The sequence below is a fragment of the Pararhizobium sp. LjRoot235 genome (assembly GCF_964254145.1).
GTDB lineage: Bacteria > Pseudomonadota > Alphaproteobacteria > Rhizobiales > Rhizobiaceae > Pararhizobium.
Genome location: NZ_CAXUSP020000001.1, coordinates 1604120 through 1624333 on the forward strand (window position 1 = coordinate 1604120; position 20214 = coordinate 1624333).

General features: G+C 62.3%; 20 protein-coding genes. 8 read left to right on the top strand and 12 right to left on the bottom strand.

The window, feature by feature from the left end; genetic code table 11:
* Window positions 1–34 precede the first annotated feature (34 nt).
* Window positions 35–937, bottom strand: coding sequence for a metallophosphoesterase family protein (locus ACSQ2Z_RS07615; RefSeq protein WP_436080635.1), 903 nt, complete (start codon window positions 935–937; stop codon window positions 35–37).
* A gap of 89 nt (window positions 938–1026) precedes the next feature.
* On the opposite strand from ACSQ2Z_RS07615, the gene ACSQ2Z_RS07620 reads away from it, so the two are divergent.
* Window positions 1027–1515 (top strand): NUDIX domain-containing protein, encoded by a 489-nt coding sequence (locus ACSQ2Z_RS07620; protein WP_436080636.1) that lies wholly within the window; start codon window positions 1027–1029, stop codon window positions 1513–1515.
* Window positions 1516–1517: 2 nt separating this feature from the next.
* Here the strand turns inward: ACSQ2Z_RS07620 and ACSQ2Z_RS07625 are convergent, their stop codons facing one another.
* Window positions 1518–2501, bottom strand: a complete 984-nt coding sequence (locus tag ACSQ2Z_RS07625) for a glutathione S-transferase family protein (RefSeq protein ID WP_436080637.1) — start codon at window positions 2499–2501, stop codon at window positions 1518–1520.
* A gap of 257 nt (window positions 2502–2758) precedes the next feature.
* Here ACSQ2Z_RS07625 and ACSQ2Z_RS07630 point away from each other — a divergent pair, with 257 nt between their 5' ends.
* Entirely contained in the window at window positions 2759–3280 is a 522-nt protein-coding gene (locus ACSQ2Z_RS07630; protein ID WP_436083017.1) for a GNAT family N-acetyltransferase, read from the top strand.
* 42 nt (window positions 3281–3322) lie between these two features.
* Here ACSQ2Z_RS07630 and ACSQ2Z_RS07635 read toward each other — a convergent pair whose 3' ends face one another.
* Entirely contained in the window at window positions 3323–4291 is a 969-nt protein-coding gene (locus tag ACSQ2Z_RS07635) for an MBL fold metallo-hydrolase (protein WP_436080638.1), read from the bottom strand.
* A 94-nt stretch (window positions 4292–4385) separates the two neighbouring features.
* On the opposite strand from ACSQ2Z_RS07635, the gene ACSQ2Z_RS07640 reads away from it, so the two are divergent.
* The gene (locus ACSQ2Z_RS07640; RefSeq protein WP_436080639.1) at window positions 4386–5342 is read left to right on the top strand and encodes a LysR family transcriptional regulator; all 957 of its coding nucleotides are present in this window, start codon (window positions 4386–4388) and stop codon (window positions 5340–5342) included.
* A gap of 55 nt (window positions 5343–5397) precedes the next feature.
* On the opposite strand, the gene ACSQ2Z_RS07645 is transcribed toward ACSQ2Z_RS07640, so the two are convergent.
* From ACSQ2Z_RS07645 to ACSQ2Z_RS07660, 4 genes are read right to left on the bottom strand one after another with little or no spacing between them, the layout of a single operon-like run.
* Window positions 5398–7467, bottom strand: a complete 2070-nt coding sequence (locus tag ACSQ2Z_RS07645) for a hypothetical protein (RefSeq protein ID WP_436080640.1) — start codon at window positions 7465–7467, stop codon at window positions 5398–5400.
* A 10-nt stretch (window positions 7468–7477) separates the two neighbouring features.
* The gene (locus ACSQ2Z_RS07650) at window positions 7478–10285 is read right to left on the bottom strand and encodes a DUF4159 domain-containing protein (RefSeq protein WP_436080641.1); all 2808 of its coding nucleotides are present in this window, start codon (window positions 10283–10285) and stop codon (window positions 7478–7480) included.
* On the bottom strand, window positions 10282–11202 hold the full coding sequence (locus ACSQ2Z_RS07655; protein ID WP_436080642.1) for a DUF58 domain-containing protein: 921 nt from the start codon (window positions 11200–11202) through the stop codon (window positions 10282–10284). Before ACSQ2Z_RS07655 ends, ACSQ2Z_RS07650 begins: the two co-directional genes overlap by 4 nt.
* 3 nt (window positions 11203–11205) lie before the next feature.
* Window positions 11206–12219, bottom strand: a complete 1014-nt coding sequence (locus ACSQ2Z_RS07660; RefSeq protein WP_436080643.1) for an AAA family ATPase — start codon at window positions 12217–12219, stop codon at window positions 11206–11208.
* Window positions 12220–12387: 168 nt separating this feature from the next.
* On the opposite strand from ACSQ2Z_RS07660, the gene ACSQ2Z_RS07665 reads away from it, so the two are divergent.
* From ACSQ2Z_RS07665 to ACSQ2Z_RS07675, 3 genes are read left to right on the top strand one after another with little or no spacing between them, the layout of a single operon-like run.
* A complete protein-coding gene (locus tag ACSQ2Z_RS07665; protein ID WP_436080644.1) occupies window positions 12388–13011 on the top strand; it encodes a DUF1285 domain-containing protein in 624 nt (207 codons plus the stop codon).
* Entirely contained in the window at window positions 13008–13640 is a 633-nt protein-coding gene (locus ACSQ2Z_RS07670; RefSeq protein WP_436080645.1) for a CoA pyrophosphatase, read from the top strand. The genes ACSQ2Z_RS07665 and ACSQ2Z_RS07670 overlap by 4 nt, the downstream gene beginning before the upstream one ends.
* The gene (locus tag ACSQ2Z_RS07675) at window positions 13637–14887 is read left to right on the top strand and encodes a CCA tRNA nucleotidyltransferase (protein WP_436080646.1); all 1251 of its coding nucleotides are present in this window, start codon (window positions 13637–13639) and stop codon (window positions 14885–14887) included. Before ACSQ2Z_RS07670 ends, ACSQ2Z_RS07675 begins: the two co-directional genes overlap by 4 nt.
* On the opposite strand, the gene ACSQ2Z_RS07680 is transcribed toward ACSQ2Z_RS07675, so the two are convergent.
* Complete coding sequence (locus ACSQ2Z_RS07680; protein WP_436080647.1) at window positions 14872–15075, bottom strand: DUF1059 domain-containing protein; 204 nt, start codon at window positions 15073–15075, stop codon at window positions 14872–14874. The genes ACSQ2Z_RS07675 and ACSQ2Z_RS07680 overlap by 16 nt on opposite strands.
* Window positions 15076–15373: 298 nt before the next feature.
* Between ACSQ2Z_RS07680 and ACSQ2Z_RS07685 the strand changes: the two genes are divergently transcribed.
* Window positions 15374–15784: a DUF4168 domain-containing protein gene (locus ACSQ2Z_RS07685; protein ID WP_436080648.1), complete on the top strand. Its 411-nt coding sequence runs from the start codon at window positions 15374–15376 to the stop codon at window positions 15782–15784.
* A gap of 168 nt (window positions 15785–15952) precedes the next feature.
* Window positions 15953–16498, top strand: a complete 546-nt coding sequence (locus tag ACSQ2Z_RS07690) for an adenine phosphoribosyltransferase (protein WP_436080649.1) — start codon at window positions 15953–15955, stop codon at window positions 16496–16498.
* Between the two features lie 9 nt (window positions 16499–16507).
* On the opposite strand, the gene ACSQ2Z_RS07695 is transcribed toward ACSQ2Z_RS07690, so the two are convergent.
* From ACSQ2Z_RS07695 to ychF, 4 genes are all read right to left on the bottom strand, one after another.
* Complete coding sequence (locus ACSQ2Z_RS07695) at window positions 16508–16975, bottom strand: MaoC family dehydratase (protein WP_436080650.1); 468 nt, start codon at window positions 16973–16975, stop codon at window positions 16508–16510.
* Window positions 16972–17427, bottom strand: coding sequence for a MaoC family dehydratase (locus ACSQ2Z_RS07700; RefSeq protein WP_436080651.1), 456 nt, complete (start codon window positions 17425–17427; stop codon window positions 16972–16974). Before ACSQ2Z_RS07700 ends, ACSQ2Z_RS07695 begins: the two co-directional genes overlap by 4 nt.
* A 73-nt stretch (window positions 17428–17500) precedes the next feature.
* Window positions 17501–18949 carry a hypothetical protein gene (locus ACSQ2Z_RS07705; protein WP_436080652.1) on the bottom strand — a complete coding sequence of 483 codons (1449 nt, stop codon included), beginning with the start codon at window positions 18947–18949 and terminating at the stop codon, window positions 17501–17503.
* Between the two features lie 96 nt (window positions 18950–19045).
* Window positions 19046–20149 (bottom strand): redox-regulated ATPase YchF, encoded by a 1104-nt coding sequence (gene ychF / locus ACSQ2Z_RS07710; RefSeq protein WP_436080653.1) that lies wholly within the window; start codon window positions 20147–20149, stop codon window positions 19046–19048.
* Between the last annotated feature and the right edge of the window lie 65 nt (window positions 20150–20214).

Sequence of the window (20214 nt, forward strand, 5' to 3'; positions counted from 1 at the left end):
CTTTTTGGTGCTTTGGCGAGTAGCGGTCGCAGGGTCAGAAGCGGGTGGTTTCGACGAGCGTCACCGAACGGCCATCCATGGTCAGTTCGAATCGTTCGCGCACCAGGTTCCAATGGCCAGGGCTTCCGGAGATGAAAAACAGGTTGAAGCCTGCCGGCGGTTTCCTGCCGCCCCGGCCTTGCGATGCCGAAGCGATGCCGACGACGGGCACCGGTTTGACCTGGCCCTTCAGGGAATAGACCGTGTTCAGGTGGGTGTGGCCGTGCAGGACCAGTTCGGCTCCGCCGGCCGTAATCGTCGCGGCGAAGCGGCGAATCCCGAGCATGCGCTTATGCATGGACGTTGCGCCGCGGATTGGCGGATGATGAATCATGACGACGCGGAACAGCCCAGCCTCACCCGCCGCGCGCAGAAGATTGACGGTTTCGCGCGCCTGGCGGCTGCCGAAATAGCCGCTGGCGGCGAAGGGAGGCGTGGCGACGGCGGTCGAACAGCCGATCAGTGCCACCTGGCCACGGATGCGCAGATAGGGATAGCAGCGAAAATTCTCGTTCCATTCCGCCGGTCCGCGCTCGCCGCGCATGTAGGGGTACCAGGCTTTGGTGGTCTTTTCATAGGCACCCGGCACGTAGGCGTCGTGGTTGCCGGGCACGATCGAGATGTTTTCCGGGGTGCCAGCTTCCTTCAGCCACTCGGTCATGATCTCGATTTCACGCCAGGAGGCGAGATTGACCAGGTCGCCGGTAATCGCCAGGTGATCCGGATCGACACGCTCGATCTCGTCCATCAACAGGTTGAGCGTATCGCCGACCAGATGATTGCGCCGGTTGCGGTGCCAGTTGACGAAGCCGGTGATGCGTTTCGATGCGAGCTCACGGTACGAAAGATCAGGCAGGGGGCCGAGGTGAATGTCGGAAATATGCGCGAGTTTGAACATAATTTGTACCTAGCGCATATTCCCGGAAAGGGGAATCGGTCGGGATGCTTTATCCTCGGCTGGACACGGATGAAAGGAACCGGATCGGCATGACGAAAACGCCGCCGGAAATGCGCAGCTGGAAAGCCCGGCTCGTTACCCGCTTGGTACACAGTTATTTCGCCTTCGCGCGGGGCATGACAATGGGCGTGCGTGCCGCCTGTTTTGACGACGATGGCCGGATTTTCCTGGTCCGGCACTCGTACGTGCCTGGCTGGCACATGCCGGGCGGCGGGCTGGAGCGGCGGGAAACAGCCTTTGAGGCGCTGGTGAAGGAGCTGCGCGAGGAAGGCAATCTGCAGTTGACGGATCCGCCGGAGTTGTTTCACGTCTATTTCAACCGGCTGACGAGCAAACGCGATCACGTGCTCTTCTATCGTTGCCGCAATGTCCGCCAGACGGCGCCGCGCAAACCGGACCTGGAGATCGTCGAGGCCGGCTTTTTTCCGCTCGACGATCTGCCCAAGGACACCACGGCTGCCACGCACCGGCGGCTGGCGGAGCTTTCCGGCAAAATGCCGCCAGCTGATTTCTGGTAGAATCAGGCCGCGAGCTTCTCGCGCTCATGCGCCGTATCGAGATCAAGCTCCGGGCCGGCCGGAACGACACCCGTCGGGTTGATCATCGTGTGGCTGCGGTAATAATGCTCCTTGATATGGCGCAGGTTGACGGTCTCAGCGATGCCTGCAACCTGATAGAGGTCCTGCAGATAGCCCTGCAGGTTCTTGTAGTCGCCGATACGGCGGATGTTGCACTTGAAGTGCCCGACATAGACAGGGTCGAAGCGCACCAGCGTCGTGAAAAGCCGCCAGTCGGCCTCGGTGATGCGACTACCGGTCAGATAGCGCCGGGTCGCCAGACGCTCGTCCAGTTCGTCCAGCACCTTGAACAGGATCGTGACGTTTTCGGCATAGGCTTCCTGCGTCGTGGCGAAGCCGGCCTTGTAGACACCGTTGTTGACGGCGTCGTAGATGCGGTCATTCAGGCTGTCGATTTCGCTTCGCAGCGGCTCGGGATAGAAGTCGTTCTTCGAGCCCGTCAGCCCGTCGAAGGCTGAATTGAACATACGAATGATTTCCGAGGATTCATTCGAGACGATCGTGTTTCGCTGCTTGTCCCAGAGGACGGGAACCGTGACCCGGCCGGAATAACGCGGGTCGGCCTTCACGTAGACCTGCCAGAGCGCCTTGGAACCGAACAGATGATCGATGGTGCCGCCGATCTCGTTCTTGAACTCCCAGCCTTTCGACAGCATCAGCGGATCGACGATCGAGACGGAGATCAGATTTTCGAGCTTCTTCAGCTTGCGGAAGATCAACGTGCGGTGTGCCCAGGGGCAGGCAAGCGACACGTAGAGGTGATAGCGCCCGGTCTCCGCCTTGAAGCCGCCTTCGCCGGAGGAACCGGCTGAACCGTCGGCGGTGATCCAGTTGCGGAACTGCGCGGCAGCCCGCTTGAACTGGCCCTTCGTTTCCTTGGTGTCATACCAGACGTCGTGCCAGATACCGTCAACCAGCATGCCCATCGTTGATCTCCTGCGGCGGGAGTGCCGCTGTTCGTGACTTGGTTGCGTTGTAAATACCGCGTCTCGGCCGCGCATATTAGCCTGCAAATGCTGAACAGTGCGTTTTGGGCTTTGACAGAGGCCGTTTTTCTGGTATCGGGCCTCCCAGACTTTTTCATGCAACCGGATTCATATTCAATGTTCTTTCCAGGAAACCCGCGACGACGCTGATGCTGAAAACGCCCTTCGGGCGTAGCCATCATATCTATACGTCTCGCATGCAGGGTTTTCTGATGTTTATGAAAAAGCACGACCTCGTCTATCTGACCGAAGACGCGTCCCATGACGCCGCGATCGAAATCATCAATGAAGAAGCCTTCGGTCCCGGCCGGTTCGCTCGTGCCGCGGCGCGTATCCGCGAGCAGGGGCCGCACGATCTGTCGCTTTCCTTCGTCTGCGCCGACGATGGCGAAATCATCGCCTCGGTGCGGATGACCCCGGTGCTTGCCGGCTCCGTCAAAGGCCATCTGCTCGGTCCGCTTGCCGTTAGGCCCTCCCACAAGAACCGTGGCATCGGCCGGGAACTGGTCCGTATCGCCGTCGAGGCGGCACGGCGGAAGGGCTCGGAAGGCGTCATCCTGGTCGGCGATCCACCGTATTATCAGCCGCTCGGCTTCGAGAAGGTGGCCTATGGGGCGCTGACGTTCCCGGGTCCGGTCGACCCGAACCGGGTGCTCGTCGTGCCGATGGGAGAGGACGTGCACGCCCGGCTGAAGGGTGAGATCCGGTGTCACGGATGATCGCTTGGAAAAGCGAAGGGGCGTTGAAGCCCCTTGCCGGTGTTAAAGGCTGTAATTCAGCGGAACCCAGCCGTAATTCGTATCGTCCCGGCGCAGATGGCCTATGCCGGGAAATGAGATATGGGCCCCAGCAACCAGGTAGGCGCCATCGGCAGCATGCTCGAACGCGATTTTGCGCGCAGCAACTGCCATCTGCTGCTTGACGTCGAAGGCGATCGCCACTTCGGGCTCATCGAACTGCAGAACGTCGCCGTGAGTAATATCTCCCCAGAACATCAGCTTCTGGCCTTCGCTTTCGATCACGATTGCGCTGTGTCCCGGCGTGTGGCCGGCCCTGAGCACGGAGCCGAAGCCGGGCACGACCTCGGCATCATCGCCGAAAACCTCGAATTTTTCCGCCTCGATGTAAGGCGTGAGGCAGGCGCGCGCCTGGGCGAATTGCTCCTTCACGATTGCCGTCGCCTTCTTTTCCTCGTTCGGGTCGAGCCAGAATTCGGCTTCGCGACGGTTGACGCGGACGGTGGCATTGGCAAAGACGCGCTTGCCCTCGGCGACAAGGCCACCGGAATGATCCGTATGGACATGGGTCAGGATGACATCGTCGATCTCTTCCGGCTTGTAGCCCGAGGATTGGATGTTGGCGGCCAACCTGCCAAGCGTCGGGCCGAGAAAGGTGCCCGTACCGGCGTCGATCAGGACCAGTCGCTCGCCGGTATTGACGAGATAGGCGTTGACCGAGGTTTCCGACGAGGCTCCCTGGAAGGCGGCCGCCAGCGCTGCCTCCGCATGGTCGACCGTCGTGTTGGCATAGAGTTTTGCAAGCGGAAGGGTGACGGTTCCGTCCGATAGCGCGGTAACCTCGTAGGCTCCGACCTTCAGGCGGCGATAGCCAGGCGCCTGGCCGCCTTTCAACGGCGCTTTGGAAAAGGCAAGATCGGGAAGCGCCGCGGAAGAGGCGGCGGCGAGAAGGCTGGTGGCTGTCGCCTTGAGGACAGAGCGGCGGGTCGGCATGGTGGAACTCCTTAAGCAAGATATCGAAGGGCCTTGCAAGCACCTTGCTGAAAACGTAACTATGCGCCCATCAGCAATCAAATCGATGCCGGTCATGCAAGCTATCGATCATTTCAATTTAAGGGCGTTCGATCTCAACCTTCTCATCGCCTTCGATGCGATGATGGAGGAGGGGAGCGTCACGCGGGCTGCGCGGCGGCTGAAGATCGGCCAGCCGGCAATGAGCCATAATATCTCGACCTTGCGCATGCTGTTCGAGGACGAGCTTTTCATTCGTGTGGGCCAGACGATGCAGCCAACGGCGCGAGCGCGCGCGTTGGCGGGGCCTATACGCAACGCCTTGAGACAGGCCCAGGCAGCTCTTCTTTCTGCCGATGTCTTTGATCCGACAACAGAAAGCCGGGTATTTCGCTTGGGCATGTCAGCCGAGGTGCAGCTTCTGCTTCTGCCGGATCTCACGGCCCGGCTGCGCAAGCTTGCGCCCGGGGTGCGAATTCTCGCACGTGGTTGCCTGCCGGATCAGGTCGATGCGATGATCGATAGTGGCGCGCTCGATATGGCGATCGGCTGCACCTATTCGCGCGCCACGCGCCAGGTTTCGGAGGTGCTGTACGAGGCGGATGTGCAGTGTTGCTACAATCCGGCTTTGCTTTCGCTCGGCGTTCCCGTCAGTCTGGACAACTACCTCGCTGCCGATCACGCGGTCATCTCGCAGAGCGAGAGCCTGCACGGTTGCGTGGAAGACGCGCTGGAATTTGCAGGAGCGGACCTCAATGTCGTTGCCGCTGGGCCTGATTTCATGTCCGTCCTGTCTACGGCCAAGGCCAGTCCGGTGATCGCGACAATCTCCGCCCGGATCGCCCGCCGATACGCATCTCTCATGGGGCTGGTCATCAGCCCCGTTCCGCTCGACCTGCGCTTCCCGCCCGTGACCCTCGTCTGGCCTGCCCATGCCGGCAAGGATGCGGCGAGCGTCTGGCTGCGTGATCAGATCCGGGAGGTCTTCAGCCAAGCCCAGGAGTGGCCGGCGCCCAGGATAGCGGCGCAGTAAAAGGCCGCATCGCTTGGGCCGCATGGCGTGCCACCCACGTCTGCTTCATTGACGCTCACCGCCCCTCGCGGTGCCAGGTTGCGGAGAGCACGAAGAGCAGGGCGGCAAGGCCGAGGAAGCCGGCAAACAGCGACAGCGAATTGATGCCCTTCAGCACCGTTTCGTCGGTCATCCGCAGCGACATGCGCTGGTCATCGGCGACGCGGACGGTGCCGCGCACCGGCAGGATCGGCGGAAGGTCCACCGGGCCGTCAGCGTCGGCGAGGCGTCGCACCAGCCCCTTGGTCTTCTCCGCCCAGGGTGCAAGCAATTCCGTCGTCGAGATCGTTGCCTTGAACTCCGGCGCATCGACGCTGCCGACATGCACCAGCGTGTTGAGTTCGCCATTGTTCACCTCGAACAGACCGGTTTCCGTCGTAGGGACGCTCGCCTTGTAGAGACCGGGCTCGTCCTCCTTGAGCACGACCTGTTCCGCCTTGCCGGAGGGATAGGTCAGCGTTGCCGGACCCGGATCACCTGCGATCGTCTGCCGGGCGATTTCCAGCGTTCGGCCGCTGGCATGCGCCGTCAGCGCTTCTTCCTCCAGCGCCGGTTCCTGCATCAGCCAGTGGGCGGTGCGGCGATAGAGTGAAACGCTCGGGCCGCCGCCTTCGAAGCCGCGCGCCCAGAGCCAGCCTTGATCGGAGAGCAGCATGGCGACACGGCCCTTGCCGACGCGGTTGAGCACAAGCAACGGCTTGCCGTCGGCAGCTTGCATCACGGTCTGGCCGAGCGGCCGGTCGACATCGACCGTGCGGAACCAGCGGCCCCAGTGCGGCGGCTCGCTGTCGGCGCCTTCGAGCCCACGCGTCACCGGATGTTTCTTTCCCTCATCCGAGAGCCGCGGATAGAAGGCTTTCTCGTTCATGAAGCCGGTCGGATTGGCGGGAAGCACAGCCGAGAGAGGGGTCGTCGCGATCGAATCGTCGCCCGCATGCTCGGGGCCGGCGGCGATCAGCAATGCGCCACCGTTTTCCACATATTGCGCGATGTTGTCATAGTAGAGGATCGGCAGGACGCCGCGATGCTGATAGCGGTCGAAGATGATCAGGTCGAATTCCTTGATCTTTTCGACGAAAAGCTCGCGAGTCGGAAAGGCGATCAGGGAAAGTTCGTTGATCGGCGTACCATCCTGCTTTTCCGGCGGCCTGAGAATGGTGAAATGCACGAGGTCGACGGCCGCATCGGACTTCAAGAGATTGCGCCAGGCGCGCTCGCCGGCATGGGGTTCACCTGAAACCAGAAGCACCCGCAGGTTCTCGCGAATGCCGTCGATGACATGAACAGCGCGGTTGTTGGCTTCCGTCACTTCGCCCGGGACCGCGGCGACGGCAAATTCGAGGATATTGTTGCCGCCGCGCGGGACGGTGAAGGTGAACGGCACATCGGTGCCGGGTTCGGCCATTTCCCTGGCGATTTCGTTGCCATTGAGGCTGATGCTCACTTCCGCCGTACCGGCCGGCGCCGTGCCGTCGTCAGCGATGCGGAACGCCACCTTCTGCTCTTCGCCGACAATGCCGAAGCGCGGGCCACTGACAATCTCGATGCGACGGTCGAATTCGTCCGGCTTGCCGGTGATCAGGCCGTGGACCGGCGCGTCGAAGCCGAGCGGCTGGTTGATATCGGGCACGTCGTGGATCTGGCCGTCGGTGATGAACACCGCGCCGCCGACGCGGGCGGACGGAACATCGGCCAAGGCTGTCTGCAGCGCTGTGAAGAGCTTCGTCGAGGGCGTTTCGGTGCCCTCGTCATCGGCCGCCTCTACGATGCGGGCCTCGATTTGCGGGAATTTGGCAAGCCGCTGCTTCAGCGTCGCCAGCGCCGCATCGGTCATTTCGCGCCGGCCGGCATTGTCCTGGCTCTGGCTGCGGTCGACGACGACGCCGACGATGGTCGATAGCGGTTCGCGCTCTTCCTGAAAGAAAACCGGATTGGCGATTGCAAGCAGCAGTGCCGCAAGCGCCGCCGTGCGGAACGCCGCACCGCGCACGCCGCGCCAGAAGCCGAGCGCCGACAGGAGAACGGCGATCAGCGCGAGGACGGCGATGAAGGGCCAGGGAAGGAGCGGCGAGAAATCGAGTGTCATCGCCACGCCCTCACTGGCCAAGCCGTTCGAGCAGGGCAGGAATGTGCACCTGATCGGCCTTGTAGTTGCCGGTCAGCATATACATCATGATGTTGACCCCGGAGCGATAGGCATATTCGCGCTGCTGCTCGTCCGGCGGCACGGTCGGCAGCAGCGGCGCACCATTGCTGTCGATCGCCCAGGCACCGGCGAAATCATTGCCGGTGATCATGATCGGCGAAACGCCGTCGCCCGAGCGAGCCGGCCTCCCGGTCGGCTGCGAGCCGTTGTCCGGTTGCGCCTCGATCCAGAGCGGGCTGCCGCTGTAGCGGCCCGGGAAGTTCGACAGGAGATAGAAGGATTTGGTCAAGACGTTGTCGGTCGGGACCGGCTCCAGCGGCGGAATGTCGAGATCGCTGAGGATCGCTTGCAGCCGCTCGGAATTCGGGCTCGTGCCGGAGTTCGTTCCAAGCGACGAAAACTGGTCGCGCGTATCGAACAGCACGGTGCCGCCCGCGCGCATATAGGCATCGATCCGGCTGATTGCCTGCGGGCTCGGCATCGGCGCATTTGCGGAAACCGGCCAGTAGATCAGCGAATAGAACGACAGTTCGTCCGTGGCGATGTCGAGGCCGACCGGCGGGGCGGGTTCGAGCGTTGTGCGATAGGTCAGGAATTCGGTGAGGCCGGCCAATCCGCGTTCCGAGAGCCGATCGACTTCGGCCTCGCCGGTGACGACATAGGCAAGGTGCGTCCTGTCGAGCCGCCCGAGGATCGTCTCGTCGCCGGGCCTGCTGTCGTCGGCAAGCGACTGGCCCGGTGCCGCAACAAAGGCGCCGGCAGCAAGAGCGATGACGATGGCGGCCGTGGCCGGCGTTCTCAACCGTGCGAAAGCGCCTCCCATGAAAAGCACGACGGCAGAGTCGATGAGCAGCAGGATAAGCGCCATGGCGAAGAGCGACGGTTTCAAGGACCAGGCCTCGGCTCCGATGAGCGCTTCGGATGTATATGCCATGGGAAGGCCGGTCGCATTGATCGGCTTAAGTTGCGTATCACGGGCCAGAAGATTGAGGGCGGTGAACCCTTCTTCCGAGCCGTAGAGCCCGGGCGGGTTTTCGGCGCTCGAAACAGGCGTCTTGCCCGCGGCGATTTCCAGCGGCCGCGCCCGGCCGGTTTCGCTGATCAGCACGCCGTCGGCATTCAGGAGGCGGTAGGGCGCCAGCGTCTGTCTCGGCGCAGCACCTTCGCTCGCAACGCCGCCGCTGCGCGACAATTGCACGCTGCGCCGCAGCATCTCGACGAAATCGCCGGAGATCGGCAGGTTCGACCAGGTCGCCTCGGCGCTGACATGGAACAGGATGATGCGGCCAGCCCCTTGCGCCTTTGTCGTGACGAGCGGCGTGCCGTCGGCAAGGCTTGCCCAGGTGCGTGATGAGAGATCGGCCGTCGGTTCCGCTAGCACCTGCCGCTTGACGAGGATGTCTTCCGGCCGCGGCATGCCGGCGAACGGGCTGAGCGCCGGATAATCGGCCAGTGGTTGCGGTTCCGACCAGGAGAGCGCGCCACCAAGCGCACGCTCGCCCTGACGGAGCGTCACGGGCACCAGCGGATCGTCGGCGGGAGCGGCGGCAAGGCGAGGTCCGGCGAAACGGATCAGCGTGCCGCCATTTTCAATCCACTTGGTGACCGGCGCATAGGTTTCATCCGGCAGGCGGCCGATGTCGGCCATGATCAGCATCGAAGGCTTCTGTGCCAGGAGCTCGGGGATCGCGACGGCCAGATCGGCTTCGTTGGGCTGCACGAGATCGGCATAGGGCGCCAGCGCCCGGTTGATGTAATAGAGCGGCGACAGAAGCGGCTGCGACTGGTCGCGGGCTTCACCGCTCAAGAGTGCGACGCGACGGCGGCGGAAGCCATCATCGAGCAGGAAGGTGCCGCCGGCGGTTGCGGTGCTGTCGATGGCGATGCGGGCAAAATCGTTGCGCAGCTCGAACGGGGCGGCAAGCGTTCCCTTGGCCGCGCCTTCGCCAGCGGCGAAAGCGACCGATCCGTTGGCGATCGTGCGGCCGCGTGTGTCATAGGCTGTGATCGGTAGCGTCCGCGCACTGGTGGTATCGAGGCGGCTGGCGCTGATCACCATGGAATCGGCGTCATTGGCGGAATTGGTGATGGCCACGGCCTGATCGCCCCTGCCTTCGATCAGCCGGAAATTGGCGGGTGCAAGAGCGGCAAGCTCGGTCATCACCTTGCCGTCACCGGTCTCGATGCCGTCCGAGAGAAAGACCAGCGTGCCGGGCGCCGTTCCGTTGAGAGCGGTTTTCAGCGCATTGATGGCCGCGGGCCGATCAGGCTGTAACGGCTGCGGCTCAGCCGCAGCGAGCCGGTTGCGGGCGGCCGTCGCCGAACCCGGCACGGCATTGTGTTCGCTGTCGGCGGTGAAGACGATCGAAACCGGCAGATCCCTGGCTTCCGCGTCGCCGATCAGCGCTTCGGCGGTTTCGACCCGGCGTTCCCAGTCCGTCGCTGTCGCCCAGGAATTGTCGATCACCAGCGCCAGCGGGCCGTCGGTCGACAGCGTATTGGAGCGCGGATTGAAGACCGGATCGGCTATGGCGAAAATGATGGCGGCTGCCATCAGCATGCGCAGCAGTGTCAGCCACCAGGGGCTTTTCGACGGCGTTTCCTCGCGCTTCAGCACGCCGGCCAGGATTCTCAAGGGCGGAAAGACTTCCGTGACCGGCTTCGGCGGCGTCATCCGCAGCAGCCACCAGATTGCCGGAAGCGCAACCAACGCTGCAAGCATCATCGGGTTGGCGAAGACGAACGGCAGGAAGCTCATAGCTGGCCTCCATGGGTCGCGCGTCCGGGCATGCCGGAGAGATACATGTGCACCGCGACCAGCGCCTCGGAGGCGAGATGGTCGGTGCGGTGCGGTGTGAAGGTCCAGCCGAGATGGCGCAGGGTCTCGCCGAGACTGTCGCGCCGGGCGATATAGGCGCGGCGATAGTCATCGCCGACGATCTCGGCGCGTCCGGCGGTCAGTTTCTCGCCGGTTTCAGGGTCGGTAAATTCGGTGCGCCCGGCATAGGGAAAGCTCTCTTCCGCCGGATCGGCAATCTCGACGATGTGACCGCGCATGCCGCGCCGGGCAAGCGGCGCAAGCCGCGCCATGATCGTATCGACGGGATCGAGAAAATCGCCGATCAGCACGAGGTCGCTCACGGCGCGGATCATGCCGGTCTGTGGCAGGCCGCCGGAGAGGGGCGTATGCATCAGGGCTGCCGCCAGCCGTTCGGCGGCGTTGCGGGCCGAGACGGGCTCCATGACACCGGGACAGCCGATGCGCTCGCCGGAACGGGCAAGAATTTCGGCCAGTGCCAGCATCAGCACCAACGCGCGGCTTTCCTTGGAGACGGCGCCGAATTTGGATTTGTACATCATCGAGGGCGAGAGATCGGCCCAGAGCCAGATCGTGTGGGCCGCTTCCCACTCGCGGTCGCGCACATAGGTATGGTCGTCGCGGGCCGAGCGGCGCCAGTCGATGCGCGACAGGCTTTCGCCGTCGCTATAGGGTCGGAACTGCCAGAAATTCTCGCCGATGCCGCGCTTGCGGCGCCCGTGCCAGCCGGAAATTACCGTGTTGGCGATGCGCTTCGCCTCGACCATGCAGTCCGGAATCAGCCTGGCGCGCATCTGCGCGCGGGAAAGGACCTCTCCGGATGACGTTCGCTCGACGATGTGCCCTATGGCAGCCATTCATTATCCCCTGGCTTGCTTGACCAGGCCGGTGATGACATCTCGCACCGACATACCCTCCGCCCGCGCCGCGAATGTCAGCGCCATGCGGTGTTGCAAGACGGGCTCGGCAAGCGCCATGATATCATCGATCGAGGGCGCAAGCCTCCCGTCATAGAGCGCGCGGGCGCGGGCGCAGAGCATCAGCGACTGGCCTGCGCGCGGACCGGGCCCCCACGCGACGTTCTTGTCTGTCGCGGCATTGCCGTTGCCGGGCCGGGCCGAGCGGACCAGCGCCAGGATGGCATCGACCACCTTCTCGCTGACCGGCATCTGCCGGATCAGGTGCTGGATATCCTGAAGCTGGCCGGCATTGATGACGCCGCGCGCTTCGTTCTCATTCACGCCGGTGGTTTCAAGGAGAATCTGTCGTTCGGCGGCGAGTTCCGGATAGCCGACATCCACCTGCATCAGGAAACGGTCGAGCTGGGCTTCCGGTAGCGGATAGGTGCCTTCCTGCTCCAGGGGGTTCTGCGTCGCCAGCACATGGAAAGGTTGCGGCAGGTCGTTGCGCCGGCCGGCGACGGTGACGTGATATTCCTGCATCGCCTGCAACAGCGCCGACTGTGTGCGGGGGCTCGCGCGATTGATCTCGTCAGCCATCAGCAATTGCGTGAAGATCGGGCCCGGCACGAAGCGGAAGGACCGCCGGCCATTCTCGTCCTGGTCCATCACTTCGGAGCCCAAGATATCGGACGGCATCAGGTCGGGGGTGAACTGGATACGGCTGGAATTCAGGCCCAGCACCGTGCCGAGCGTCGAGACCAGCTTGGTCTTGGCGAGGCCAGGCACGCCGACCAGCAGCGCGTGGCCGCCGGAGAGAACGGCAAGCAGCGTCTGTTCGACAACGCTTTCCTGGCCGAAGATCACCTTGCCGACTTCCTTGCGGATCAAGGCGATTTCGCCGAGTGCCTTTTCCGCGGCGGCGATGATAGCCCTTTCGTCAACCGCGCCGTCTGTGGTTTTCATCACACCCATCATCTGTCTCCAGTGGCCGGCAACGGTGCCGAATCGCGAAAAGCGCTCTTTCCGTCTCTGTTTTTCAATCTAAGCTCCGCACGGTGGCTGACAAGACGCCGCCGAAGCACTATCTCGTGAAAGCAGTGGTCTACAAAACGCAAGAATAGGGCCAAACGGGACGGAACGATGGCGGAAGCGCAAATACATCAGACCGGCGACGCGGCAGGCCTTGCGGCGCTGATAACGCGCGCCGCCGGCCAGGCAGGCGGACAAAGCAAGGGATTGCCGCCCGTCGATCGGTGGAATCCGCCCTTCTGCGGCGATATCGACATGGAAATCCGCGCCGACGGCACGTGGTTCTACATGGGCACGCCGATCGGCCGTCAGCCGCTGGTCCGGCTGTTTTCCACGGTCCTGCGCAAGGATGATGACGGCAGGACCTATCTCGTAACTCCTGTGGAAAAAGTGGGCATCCGCATCGCTGACGCGCCTTTCGTCGCCGTCGAGATGAATAGGATGGAACGAGAGGGTGAGCAGGTGCTGACCTTCCGCACCAATGTCGGTGACGTTGTCGAGGCGGGCCCGGAGCACGCATTGCGCTTCGTCATCCATGGCCAAAACAGCGAATTGAAACCCTATCTGCATGTGCGCGGGCGACTGGAAGCGCTGGTGTCGCGTGCCGTGATGTACGATCTGGTCGAGCTTGGCGAGACGGAGACGATCAATGAGGTCGACATGTTTGTCGTGCGCTCCGGCGGTGCGTTCTTTGCGGTCATGCCTTTCCGGGAACTGGAAGCGTTGTCGGTATGACGGATGTCCTGTTTTCAGCCGGTGATTTTCGCCGCCGGGCGCTCAGCCAATCCGGCAGCCCGGTGGAGGACGCCTGGCGCGAGCATGGCGATTTCCTGCTCAATCCCGATGTCATACCCCATCTCGAAACGCTGAAGCTCAAGGACGCCGCCGTCCTGGTGCCGGTCATCGACGATGGCGATCAGGCCCGCGTCATCTTCACCCAGCGCACGGCGACACTGCGCAAGCATTCCGGACAGGTTGCCTTTCCGGGTGGTGCCATCGACCCGGAAGACGACACGCCGGAACGTGCGGCGTTGCGGGAAACCGAGGAGGAGATCGGCCTCGACCGGCACTTTGTCGAGACGGTTGGCCGGTTGCCCTACTACATGGCGATGTCCGGGTTCCGCATCACGCCGGTCCTCGCCATCGTCCAGCCGGGTTACGATCTCGTGCCCAATCCGGAAGAGGTCGACGCCGTCTTCGAGGTGCCGCTGTCGTTTTTGATGAATCCTGAAAATCACGGTCGTGGCCGCGCGACCTGGCAGGGCGCCGAGCGGCATTTCTACCGCATGCCTTATGGTGACCGAAACATCTGGGGCATTACTGCGGGCATCGTTCGCATGTTGTATGAAAGGCTTTATGCATGACCTCGGTTGCCGCTGAAACCTGGTTTTCGGCGCCCGCGCTGACGCGCGTCTTCAATCTCCTCAATGCCGATGGCGGCGAAGTCCGCGTTGTCGGCGGTGCTGTGCGCAACAGCCTGATGGGGCTCCCCGTTGCCGATATCGACATGGCAACGACGCTTCTGCCGGACGAGGTTGTCGCCCGGGCCAAAAAAGCCGGCATCAAATCGGTGCCGACCGGGATCGATCACGGCACAGTGACGCTGGTGATCGAGGGGGCACCGTTCGAGGTGACGACACTGCGCCGCGACGTCGAGACCGACGGCCGCCGCGCCGAGGTGGCCTTTGGGTCGGACTGGAAAGTCGATGCCGAGCGACGGGATCTGACGATCAATGCGCTCTATGCCAATGCCAAGGGTGACGTGATCGATCTCGTCGGGGGCCTCCCCGACATCGAAAAACGCAACATCCGCTTTATCGGCAACGCCGCCGAGCGTGTCGCGGAAGACTATCTCAGGGTGCTGCGCTTCTTCCGGTTCTTCGCTCATTATGGCGCAGGGCGCCCCGACGCGGATGGTCTTCGCGCCTGTGCGCAGGCACGCTCGAAACTGGCTGCGCTTTCGGCGGAGAGGGTCTGGTCGGAGATGAAGAAGTTGCTGGCAGCCAGAGATCCCGGCCGGGCGCTGTTGTGGATGCGCCAGACGGGTGTGCTCAGCGAAATTCTGCCGGAAAGTGAAAAATGGGGCATCGACGCCATCCCGGCCCTGGTTGTCGCCGAACAGGCGTTCGGCTGGCAGCCCGAACCGCTGCTACGGCTCGCGGCTATCGTGCCGCCGGATGCGGAGCGGCTTGACGCGATGGCGAAACGGCTGCGCCTTTCGAAGGCGGAAGCGGCCTTCCTCTCCGCCTGGGCGAAAGCGCCGCGTCTGCCGGCGGTGATCGCCGATACGGCTTTCGCCCGGCTGCTGTACCGGCATGGTTCAAACGGCCTCGATACCAGCCTGCGGCTCGCTCTCGCCGCCTCGCGACAGAAGTCTGAAAACGATCCGGCGCAACTCCCTGAAACGGCACGCCTTTGGGGATTGTTGGGGCGAACGGAAAACTGGCAGAAGCCGGTGTTTCCTCTTACCGGCGCTGACGCGCTTGCCGTCGGAATCCCCGCCGGACCGCGGATCGGCGAAGTCCTGTCCGCGCTTGAGCATCAGTGGGTCGAGGGCAATTTCAATGCCGACCGGGCAACGCTTGTTGCCCGGCTTCAGTCGATGCTCTGAACGTCAGGCAGCCTTCGTTCGTCGACGATGCGGGCCTTGATATTGTCGACCATGTTTTCACGGATCAGGGTTTCGCCGTGTGCCTGGCGCATGTGCTCGACGGCGCGACGCACGACTTCGGCGTCATCGTCGGCGCGGGTGTGCCAGTCGCAGCCGGGCACGAGGGTCCCGCATTCAAACAATCGCATGATGCTCCTCCTTGCTTTTCGGCTTTTCGCTTGGGCTCGTCCGGCAAGCGAAATGCCATTTACTATAACCGGAAATGGCGTCGAATGGTTCCTGATTGTGCAAGTCGCATCCACGTTTCAGGCGTCCTACCCCATTGCAATAGAGGCGAGCCGCGGGCGGCCCTGTCTCGACATGGTCTTGAAGCTTCCTTTCCGGGGTCACATTGTCGCCCGATCCATCCTTAGGTTGTTACCGGGGTATTCCCCTCCGGACAGGCGGCGAACGCCGCCTTGAGATTGACTAAAGGAAGGAAAGCATATGACCATTCGCCACATGCCCGTGGCAGCACTGACCGCTGCCGCACTGAGCCTGATCGTCATCAACTCGCCGGCTTTTGCGCAAGGGGCCACTGAACCGCAGGCCACGCAGCCGATGCAGGACACTGCGCCCGCCGCCATCAGCGACAAGCAGGTCGAAGCCTTCGCCGTCGCCTATCTGCAGGTCGACAAGGTACGGCAGGACTATGCCGCCAAGATCGGCTCGGAAAAGGACGCGACGGCCAAACAGAAGCTTCAGAACGAGGCCAACAAGCAGATGATCAACGCGGTCGAAAAATCGCCCGACATGTCACTTGAAAAATACAAGACCATCATCACGGCAGCGCAGACCAATCCCGAAGTTGCCAAGAAGGTGCAGGAAAAACTGAAGACAACGGCGCCTTCGCAGTAGATCGGGCGACCATGGGAGCAGGGCGGCAAATTTCGGTCCTGCTCCAGCGCCTGCCGGCTGGAAACGGCCCTCGGCGGATTGTCATCCAACAAAACCACTATAGAAATGTCCGGCTTTGATGCTATGCCTTCGTCTCCCTTAGACGTCCGCAAAGGCATGCCTTCCATCATGAGCTCTTCCCTCCAGCAGGAACTGATCGCCTCCATCCGCAACATCGCGGACTACCCGAAACCCGGCATCATGTTCCGCGACATCACCACGCTTCTCGGCAATCCGCGCACCTTTCGCCGCGCGATCGACGAACTGGTCCATCCCTTTGCCGGCACGAAGATCGACAAGGTTGCCGGTGTCGAAGCGCGCGGTTTCATCCTGGGCGGCGCGATGGCGCACCAGATGTCGTCCGGCTTCGTGCCGATCCGCAAGAAGGGCAAGCTGCCGCATGATACAGTCCGCATCGCCTACAGCCTCGAATACGGCATCGACGAGATGGAGATGCATCGCGACGCCATCAAGCCGGGCGACAAGGTCATCCTGGTCGATGACCTGATTGCCACCGGCGGCACCGCGGAGGGGGCGGCCAAGCTGTTGCAGCGGATGGGCGCCGACATCGTCGCCGCCTGCTTCATCATCGACCTGCCGGAACTCGGCGGCCGCAAGAAACTCGAGGCACTGGGCGTCCCGGTTCTGACGCTGATCGAGTTTGCAGGCCACTGAGCTTACGCGTCAGGGAAACTCGATCACCTTGCTTTCGAACCGGATGACAGCCTCGCCGTTCTGGTTCTCGCCCTCGCACAGGATGGTGTTGATCCGCCATCCTGGCCGGGACTCCAGATCTTTCGCCGCAATGAAGGTGACGAAATAGGTGATCACGTCACCGGCAAAGACCGGTCGCAGCCAGCGCATGTCGCGAAAGCCGGGCGAGGGGCCGAGCTTCGGGGCGGCTATCCCCTGCGCCGCCAGCCGCTTCATTTCGCCCAGCCAATAGGGCACGAAGCATTTCATCCAACCGGCGCAGGTGTGCCAGCCGGAAGCGCAAAGACCGCCGAAGAGCGATTTCTTGGCTGCCTCCATATCGAGATGAAATGGCTGCGGATCGAACTTTTCCGCGAAATGGATGATGTCCTCGGCGGTGAAATTGACCGTGCCGATCATTTCCCGTGTACCTTCGGGGTGAAGATCAGACAGCCTCATGCCGTGGCTCCTGCACGCCGACAGCGGATCATGTTGGCGTAGTCGCAGATTGCCACGGTTTCCCCCCGTTGATTGTTCACAATGGCTCTGAGCCGCACAATGCCGATCTCGGGCCGCGAGCGGGAGACGCGTGCCTCGACGACCGTGCAGGCGCCAGAAAGCATATCGCCGGCCAGTACCGCCTTCTTCCATTCCATGCTGTCGACGCCGGGAGAGCCTTCGGATGCCGTCTGGTGGATGTAGCTGTCGCAGAGCATGCGCATCATCATCGCGCTCGTATGCCAGCCGGAAGCCGCAAGCCCACCGAGGATGCTCGCCTTGCCGGCCTCCTCCGACAGATGCATCGGTTGCGGATCGAACTCGGCGGCAAAGGCGACGATATCCTCGGCCCTGACCGTGACCGGCTTGAACTCGAAACGTTTGCCCGCCGGAAAATCCTCGAAATGAAGCATGGGCAGAAGTCCTCCTGTCGAGCGTCTTAGCATCGGGGTTTGCTGCTGGGAACAGAGGGGGAGGTCACCGATGTCAGTGCGGCATCGCCAGTTCCTGGCCGTTGATCTTCATCTTGCCGCTCTCGTCGACCACGACGTTCCACATCTGCCGTCCGTCAGGTTCCGTCTTGGCGAAACCCTTCACCATCAGGAGCATGAAGGCCGCTTGTCCGAACTGCGGTACAGCCTGGGCATTCTGCTGCAGATAGGAAATCGTCTTGTCGAAATCCCTTACGTAGATCGTGACATCGGTGTTTTGGCGGCCCTTCTGTTCAGGGTAGAGTGTCGTAGTGCCCGAAAGGCTGACATCGTAGACCGACGAGCGGGCAGAGACATCCTCATATCTCATCGTCAGCGCACCGCCCGGAAGGAAAATACCGCCAGCCGCGGCTGCCTGCTCGTCCGTCAGGGGTTTTTCGGCGTTGAAGTCGGCGTGCTCCAGGAAATAGCCGATGCCGCTTGACAGGTTGAGGTTCTCGAAGGAGGCGCGAAAGCTAACCGTCTCCGGCAATGCTGCGACGAACGCCTCCGGCACGACACCGGCTGGAATAGAGGGCTTGTCGACGACGATGCCGAACCCGGCTGTCGCACCGTCTCTCAGGCCGTTCGAATTGACGGTATAGCGCAAGGTCTCCGCGCGGAAGGTGCCGGTGGGAGTAGCGACCTTGAGGTTGGTGACGTCGATCGACTCCAGCAATGCGTCGAACATCGGCAGGTTTGCGCGCAGTAACGTCTTGACCCGGGTCTGCTCTTCGGGCGCCAGCTTATCGGTCTTCACCCTGTCGAGAATAAAAAACATGATGTCATGCAGCGGCCTGTAGGCCATGCCGTTCACGGCGATATCGGCCGTTACGCTATCCGCAGAAAGATCGATCCGCGCTTTAGCGGGGTCTATGACGGTTTCAGCGAAAGCTCCCATCGCCGTATTGGCGCGAATATCGATGGTGTCTGCCGTCGCCCGGGTGCTGTCCATGATCGACTTCATCGTGCCGAAGCGTGCCTCGACAGATTGCTGAGGGGATTTCGACGTCATGAAGATGCCGTCGGCAGTCATTTCCGCAGACTTGAAATAGAGAATATCGGGATCGTAGACGCCGTTCATGCGGAAGGTGTCGATCTTGTAGCTGAAATCCGTCTTCTCTGTTCCGGCGGTGAACTGCCCGTTCACATCTAGGTCGGCAGATTGGGAGAAGTTCCACAATCCGTCCTCCAGCGGCCGGATCAGCGACAGAAAGGGTTTCAGGCCGGAAATGCTGAAGGTTTTCGGATCGACATCCTTCAGAAGCACTGTCGGATCGAAAGTGACTTCGTAATCCGTGGTGCCCGGCCGGACCTTGACCAGGCCGGATTTGGCCAGCTTTTCCGGCAGATAGGAGGTGAATTTCTGTTCGAGCTGCTGGGCGCCTTCATGGGTAATGTCCGCGGCTAGGAGCGGTTGCGTAACAAGCGCGGTTGAGAGCAGAAGTGCGGGAATCAGACGCATCAAAAAAACTCCTCAAAATATGTCTGCGGGCAACATATACCCGGACACGGGGACGGCAAGCGTCCCCAATGGCCGGCGAAGGAGTATTCCGAAGAATCAGGTGTTGAAGCGGAAGTGGATGACGTCGCCGTCCTGGACGATATATTCCTTGCCTTCGTCGCGGGCTTTGCCGGCTTCCTTGGCGCCGGTTTCGCCCCCAAACGCGATGTAGTCTTCATAGCCTATGGTGAAGGCACGGATGAAGCCGCGCTCGAAATCCGTGTGGATGACGCCGGCGGCGGCAGGGGCCTTCGTCCCGCGCTCGATCGTCCAGGCGCGCGTTTCCTTTGGGCCGACGGTGAAATAGGTGATCAGGTCGAGCAGCTTGTAGCCGGCGCGGATCAGCTGGTCGAGACCGGCTTCGTGAAGGCCGAGCGCCTCCAGGAATTCCTTGGCTTCCTCTTCGGGCAACTGGGCAACCTCGGATTCGATGGCCGCCGAAATGACGACGGTTTCGGCGCCCTGGGCCTTTGCCATTTCCTCGACCGCCCTGGTATGGGCGTTGCCGGAGACGGCGTCAGCTTCGGCGACATTGCAGACGTAGAGAACCGGATGCGCGGTCAGGAGATTGAGGCCCTGCAGGATCAGCTTTTCTTCGGCATCCAGCGTCGGCAGCAGCGTGCGCGCCGGCTTGCCGTCCTGAAGCAGCTTCAAGGCTGAGTCCATAACCGGCAGCAGCGTCATGGATTCCTTGTCCTTGGAGGCGGCGCGCTTGCGGGTCTGCTCGGTGCGGCGCTCGAGGCTTTCCAGATCGGCGAGCATCAGCTCGGTCTCGATCGTCTCGGCATCGCCGACCGGATTGATGCGGCCTTCCACATGGGTGACATCGTCGTCCTCGAAGCAGCGCAGCACATGCACCGTCGCATCGACCTCGCGGATATTGGCGAGAAACTTGTTGCCGAGGCCTTCGCCCTTGGAAGCACCGCGCACGAGGCCGGCGATATCGACGAAGGAGATACGGGTCGGGATCAGTTCCTTCGACTTGGCGACATCGGCAAGCGCGCGCATGCGCGGGTCCGGCACCGCCACTTCCCCGGTGTTCGGCTCGATGGTGCAGAACGGATAGTTCGCGGCTTGAGCCTGCGCCGTCTTGGTCAGCGCGTTGAAGAGAGTGGACTTGCCTACATTCGGCAGTCCGACGATACCGCATTTGAAACCCATGGCCTTGAAACCTGTCCGATCGAATTCTGTTGCAGTGCCTTTTGCGGAAACTTAGGCCTAGGTCA